This is a genomic window from Aeromonas sp. DNP9, from assembly GCF_001728955.1.
Lineage (GTDB): Bacteria > Pseudomonadota > Gammaproteobacteria > Enterobacterales > Aeromonadaceae > Aeromonas > Aeromonas veronii.
Map to the genome: position 1 here is coordinate 46,265 of NZ_LYSQ01000031.1, position 6,435 is coordinate 52,699.

At 57.9% G+C, this 6,435-nt stretch carries 3 protein-coding genes; all 3 read right to left on the minus strand.

All coding sequences use genetic code 11. The annotated features are described in order from the left end of the window. Positions 1–13 precede the first annotated feature (13 nt). Entirely contained in the window at positions 14–3,928 is a 3,915-nt protein-coding gene (hrpA, locus tag A9G06_RS18900; RefSeq protein ID WP_069556229.1) for an ATP-dependent RNA helicase HrpA, read from the minus strand. A gap of 241 nt (positions 3,929–4,169) precedes the next feature. Further along, positions 4,170–4,592: a CBS domain-containing protein gene (locus tag A9G06_RS18905; protein WP_005333273.1), complete on the minus strand. Its 423-nt coding sequence runs from the start codon at positions 4,590–4,592 to the stop codon at positions 4,170–4,172. 120 nt (positions 4,593–4,712) lie between these two features. Further along, complete coding sequence (locus A9G06_RS18910; RefSeq protein ID WP_069556230.1) at positions 4,713–5,990, minus strand: HD domain-containing phosphohydrolase; 1,278 nt, start codon at positions 5,988–5,990, stop codon at positions 4,713–4,715. Positions 5,991–6,435: the final 445 nt, after the last annotated feature.

Below are 6,435 nucleotides of genomic sequence, written 5' to 3' on the forward strand. Positions count from 1 at the left end.
GTTAGATAGCAGCTTAGCACTGAGCGATGGCGTTAAGCACCCGTTTATCGGAGACCGGGTAAGGGGTCCCCAGATTCTGAGCGAAGAACGACACCCGCAGCTCCTCAATCATCCAGCGGATATTGACCACCTCGGTGGGAATAAGCTGGGATTTGGGGATCTTGGCCAGCAGCGCCTTGTACTCCGACTCCACGCTATGCACCTTGAGCATGTAGACCCGATCCCGGTTGGGATCGATGGCGAGCTTCTCCAGGCGTCGTTCGATGGCCCGCAGGTAACGCAGTAAGTCAGGCAGCCGCTGCCAGCCGGTCTCGGTGACAAAGCCCTTGTGGATGAGGTTGCCGAGCTGCTGCTGGATGTCGGACATGGCAAAGGCGGTGTCGAGCTGCATTTTGCCCTTGAGCCGTTTCTTGATCTCATGGGAGAGGGTCAGCACGGCTTCCACCTGCTTGGCCACCTCCACCACCGCATCGTTGAGCTCGGCGCGGACAAACTCCTTGAGCGCCTCGAAACCGGCCTCGTCCCAGGCCATGCCGCCGTGCTGCTCGATGAGCTTGTCACAGCCGCAGGCAATGCAGTCATCAATAAGCTCGGCTACCTTGCCAAACGGGTTGAAATAGAGCCCCAGCTTGGCCTTGTTGGGCAGCTTCTCCTGCAGATACTTGATGGGAGATGGTACGTTGAGCAGCACCAACCGGCGCTGACCGGCCCACATCAGCTGCTGCTGCACCACCGGGCTCTCCACCAGCTGGATGGCGACCGAATCCTTCTGATCCACCAGGGCCGGATAGGCCTTCACCTCGAATCCGCCCCGCTTCTGACTGTACTCTTGCGGCAGCTCGCCAAAGCTCCACAGGGTGAGACCGGACTGCTCGATATCATCGTCCGCCACTTGTGACAGGGTCTCCTGCACCTTGCCGCGCAGCGACTCTTTCAAGGCCTCCAGATCTTTGCCTTCCGCCACCTTCTTGTGTTTGTCGTCCACCACCCGGAAGGTGAGTTTCAGGTGATCGGGCACCGCAGACCAGTCCCAGGATTCACGGGGCACAGTGACGCCGGTCATTCGGCGCAACTGGCGCTCCATCTCGTCCAGCAGCGGCCCCTGCTCGGGGTTGATACTGGCGAGTAGTGCATCGGCATAGTTAGGCGCTGGCACGAAGTTCTTGCGCATCGGCTTTGGCATCGACTTGATGAGGGCCACCAACAGCTCGTGACGTAGCCCCGGGATCAACCACTCGAACCCCTTCACCTCCACCTGATTCAGGAGCGGCAGCGGAATATGCAGGGTCACACCATCCGCCGCCTCCCCCGGCTCGAACTGATAGGTCAACTTGAGCTTGAGGCGCCCCTGCTGCCAGAAGTTGGGGTAGTCGAGATCGCTGATGTGGGCAGCATCCCCCTTCATCAACATCTCTTTTTCGAAGTTAAGCAGCTCGGCGTCCCGCTTTTGCGCCTCTTTCCACCACTTGTCGAAATGGCGGGCAGAGATCACCTCCTCCGGCAAACGGGCATCGTAGAAGCGGAATAAGTCCTCATCATCCACCAGAATGTCGCGACGACGGGACTTGTGCTCCAGCGCCTCTACCTCGGCCAGGAGCTTGCGGTTATCGCTGAAGAAACGGTGGCGGGTCTCGAAATCCCCCTCCACCAAGGCGCGGCGGATAAAGAGCTCGCGGCACAGCGCCGGATCGATACGGCTGAAGTTGATGGTGCGCTCGTTGACCAGGGTCAGACCATAGAGGGTCACCTTCTCCTTGGCCATTACGGCGCCGTTTTTCTTCGACCAGTGAGGGTCGCTGTGGTGCAGCTTGATGAGGTGGCCTGCCAGCGGTTCTACCCACTCGGGCTCAATCTTGGCATTGATGCGAGCGTAGAGGCGCGAGGTTTCCACCAATTCTGCGGCCATCACCCACTTGGGCGGCTTCTTGAACAGACCCGAGGCCGGGAATAGGTGGAAGCGGCCGTTGCGGGCGCCGAGAAACTCCGGTTTTTCCAGATCCTTGTTGCCGATATGGCTCAAGAGGCCGGTCAGCAGCGCGCAGTGTACCGTCTTGAAATCTGCAGGTTCATGGTTGGCTTTAAAACCCAGCTCCTTGACCGTCTGACGCAGCTGGAAATGGATGTCCTGCCATTCGCGCACCCGCAGGTAGGAGAGAAACTCCTTCTGGCACATGCGGCGGAACGGGTTGCTGCCAAGGAGATCCTGCTGCTCTTTCAGGTAATTCCACAGATTGACGAAGGCGAGGAAGTCGGAATCCTTGTCCTCAAAGCGTCTGTGCTGCTCGTCGGCGGCCTGCTTCTTCTCCATGGGCCGCTCGCGGGGATCCTGAATGCTGAGGGCGGCGGTAATCACCATCACCTCGCTCAGGCAGCCAGTTTGCGCCGCGCTGATCACCATCTTCGCCAGACGCGGATCAAGGGGGATGCGCGAGAGCAGGCGACCAGTCTCGGTCAGCTGCAACTTGGCTTCGCGATCGCCGGTGGCGGGCAGCTCGCGCACCGCCTTCAGCTCTTTCAAGAGAGTCAGACCATCCTTGATATGGCGGGACTCCGGTGGCTCTACGAAGGGAAACGCCTCCATATTGCCAAGGCCGAGCGCCAGCATCTGCAGGATGACCGAGGCCAGGTTGGTGCGCAGGATCTCGGGGTCGGTAAAGGCCGGGCGGCCGTTGAAATCCTCCTCCGAGTAGAGGCGGATACAGATACCGTCCGCCACCCGACCGCAGCGGCCTTTACGCTGGTTGGCGCTGGCCTGGGAGACCGGCTCGATGGGCAGGCGCTGCACCTTGGTGCGCCAGGAGTAACGGCTGATGCGGGCGGTGCCCGGATCGATGACGTAGCGAATGCCCGGCACCGTCAGCGAGGTCTCCGCCACGTTGGTGGCGAGCACGATGCGCCGTCCGGTGTGTTGCTGGAATACCTTGTTCTGCTCGGCGTTGGAGAGGCGGGCGTAGAGCGGCAGCACCTCGGTATCGCGCAGGTTGAGTTTGCGCAGGGCATCGGCGGTATCGCGGATCTCCCGCTCGCCGTTCATGAAGATGAGGATGTCCCCCAGCCCTTCGCGAGCCAGCTCTTCCACCGCATCGAAGATGCCCTGCAGTTCGTCGCGCTCTTCCAGCCCTTCGCTCTTGTCACTGCTTTTTTTATCAACAAATAGTGGACGGTAGCGCACCTCCACCGGATAAGTGCGGCCGGAGACCTCGATCACCGGCGCCTTGTTGAAATGGCGGGAGAAACGTTGCGGGTCGATAGTGGCCGAGGTGATGATCACCTTGAGATCCGGGCGTTTTGGTAGCAGCTGCTTGAGATAGCCCAGAATGAAGTCGATATTGAGGCTGCGCTCGTGGGCCTCATCGATGATGATGGTATCGTACTGGGTCAGCATCCGGTCATTCTGGATCTCCGCCAGTAGGATACCGTCGGTCATCAGCTTGATGTGGGTCTGCTCGCTCACCTGATCGGTAAAGCGCACCTTGTAACCCACATAGTGGCCAAGCTCGGACTCCATCTCCTCGGCAATACGGGCCGCGACGGTGCGGGCTGCCAAACGGCGTGGCTGGGTGTGGCCGATAAAGCCCTTCACTCCGCGCCCGAGCGCCAGACAGATCTTGGGGATCTGGGTGGTTTTGCCCGAGCCTGTTTCCCCTGCAATGATCACCACTTGATGCTCTTGAATGGCCTTGGCGATCTCAGCCTGCTTCTGGCTCACCGGCAGGTTGTCCGGATAAGTGACCTTGGGCACTCCGGCCAGACGGGTTTGATAGCGCACTTCGGCGGCGGCCAAATCAGCGGCGATGGTCTCCAGCACGGCGGCCTGTTTGACTTCAGGTAGCTTCTTGACCCCGTGCAGACGGCTGGAAAGGCGGCGGGCGTCGAGGTTCATGCAGGCAGAGAGACGGCGGCGCAGCGCCTCGATAGAGAGAGACAAGGTGCGAATTCCTTAAATTAGGTGCCCAGAGGGGCCATATCGATAAGCTGGGAGCGATCCTAAAGAGCGAGCGGGGGCGGTGCAAGCCTTAACGTAGCGTTATACATGGGAAGACTGAGAGATTGGCTGATCCTCAAACATGACATAACAATCATTGTAAGATGGCATAACATGAATAAATCGCAGCATATGAAATAGCCAAGGCAAGCCGAAGCTTGCCTTGGGAGAGAGAAAAACAGGATTAACCGTGGGTGTGATGGACAAAACAGGTGGTGAGCTGGGCGTGAATGGCCTGCATGACATTGTGACGATTGATGACCCCGAGCAGACGCCCCTCCTCCACTACCGGATAGATCTTCGGCTTTTGCCCCATCATCATCTCCGCCAGACTCAAAATGCTGGTATCGGGACCCACCGACAACACCTCCTTGCGCATCACATCCTTGACCTGCGCCACCTGTTCGCAGTGATAGGCCTCCTTAAGCAGCACTGCGATGCAATCCTGCTCGGAGATCCAGCCAATCAGATGGCCCTGCCCATCCACCACCGGGCCACCGAGCTGATGACTGTTCAGAAATTTCTCGACCGCAGCTTGCACCATCATGTCGGCAGTGAAGGTGATGGGTCTGCTCTGCATATAATCCTTGGCTTTTAGCGATTCCATATCTGCTCCCCTACGGTAGTCCATCAAGCTGGCGTCTTGTGCGCCGGTACCGGCACCATGCTCGGCTTGTTCCAAGCATAGCTGGCTCACGGCGGTATGAGTCAGCGACCAGCCTCTCCCTCAATTGATGGCATGATCCGGCTCGCGATCTGGAATGGCTGCCATCATCATCTGCGGCAGGTGATCGGCCAGCACCGCCACCACAGCGAGATCGACCCGCCCCTGATCCGCCAGTTGCTGCATAAAGGTCAATGCGTCACGGGCAGGCAGACCGCGGCGATAAGGTCTGTCCTGCACCATTGCCTGAAAAATATCGGCGACCCGCAGGATCCGCGCTTCGAGCGCCATGGCGGATGCCGGCAGGTGGAACGGATAGCCCTCTCCATCAGGCTCCTCATGGTGATAGGCCGCCCAACAGGCAATCTCTTCAAACCCTTCGATATGGCGCAGGATTTGGTAAGTCTCGAAGCTGTGGGTATTGATGATGGCCCGCTCCTCTTTCGTCAGGCTGGCAGGCTTGTCGAGGATCTCGTCCGGCACCCTGAGCTTGCCCAGATCATGCAGCAAACCGGCGATCTCCAGCATGTCACAATGGATGGCACTGACTCCCATCTGCTCGGCCAATGCCCGAGACAACCTGCTCACACCGAGTGAATGCGTCATCGTGAATGGGCTTTTGGCGTCGACAATGCCGGAGAAGATCTGCGCCAGCGCTTTAAGCTCCCCGTTGAAGGTCAGGCAAGGCTCCCGCACCTGCAGCATCTCCAGCATGTAATCATTGATGGAGCGCGCTTCCAGCTGCAGCCAAAATGCCTCAGAGCGAGACGCCTTGAGGAAGGCATCCACCAGCTCGGGGGCAAAGAACTCGTCACGGAAATCCTGCAGGCGTGCGCGGATCTCGTTGGTATGCATCAACAATGAACCATCACCATAGTAGGGCGCCGCCAACGCATCGCAGCGATCCACCAGAAAGATAAGGTTGGCCTGACGGGCTACATTGGGGTCCACATCGGCCATCTCGCGCAACAGGTGCCAGTGGGTATGGTGATAACGGATAGGCAGGGCCAGCGGGGCCAGCAAACGGAAATCCTTGAGCAGCTGATATCCCACCTCGCAGTGGCGCTGGGAGGACTCCCAATCGAACTCGCTGACCAGATGATGATGGGTGATGGTCGAGGAGACACCGATATCATGCAGCACCCCCAGCTCGAACAGCAGACAGCGTTCGGCCTCACTCATCCCCAGCTCCCGGCTGCACTCGGCAGCCATAATCCCGACCCGTTTACCGTGGGCCACATCGCCAATGCCCACCAGATCCAGCGAGGCTGACAGGGCATACACCACCTGCCTTAGATCCACTTGCAACGAAAAGGGGGCTGCGCCCTGCGCTCTGTCCATGATCCGGGTCCCATGCGATGTTGTCGTATCAAACTGGCGCTGTTTTATGCTTCGCCTTCTATCAACTTAGTCAATAGCCGAGCCTTTTACCTTGTTTTTATAGGCATTTATGAACCTGCGCACCTTGAAAAGACAAAGATCACAGCTGGATTTATTTGGCCACTCCCATTCAAGTCATATTTATCCATTCAAAAATATGCAAGTAGACTTTTTAAATCTCGCGTAGATATTGTGAGCATTTTTAAAAACTCATATCTGAGCGAAACAATCAATACCCCAACTTTACTTAATTATGACTTAATCAGAATTAAAGAGTGCTCGGTTTGCCAATAAGAACTTTGAATAAAGGCACACCACAACGCCCATAACTGCCACCATCCCCAAATTAATTAACCGAACTGTGAACTCCATCACCCATTTATTCGCCTTGTCGCCATCGATAGTG